Source organism: Fructilactobacillus sp. X2R1C1 (assembly GCF_059901435.1).
In genome coordinates, this window is the sequence record NZ_JBWXUV010000171.1 from 1 (window position 1) to 232 (window position 232).

The 232-nt window shown below is 62.5% G+C and carries 1 protein-coding gene; it reads left to right on the top strand.

Annotated features, from left to right (window positions below):
• Positions 1-177 carry a winged helix-turn-helix domain-containing protein gene (locus AC6UDG_RS07925; RefSeq protein WP_500707023.1) on the top strand — a complete coding sequence of 59 codons (177 nt, stop codon included), beginning with the start codon at positions 1-3 and terminating at the stop codon, positions 175-177.
• Positions 178-232: the final 55 nt, after the last annotated feature.

Consider the following 232-nt stretch of genomic DNA (forward strand, 5'->3'; position numbering starts at 1 on the left):
GTGCTGGAGCGATGGTGGCTGCTACATGAGGTGTGGGGATTCGACTTCCCGACCACCGCGAATTCCCTTGAGGTGTACATCGGATATTTGCGCCGCAAGACCGAGCACGATGGTGAGCCGCGTCTCATCCACACCGTTCGCGGCGTCGGGTACGTGCTGCGGGAAGCAAATTCGTGATCCGTCGCTGGTGGCGGAGGCTGCTCGATTGGCGTCCGCGCCCCCTGCGTATGAC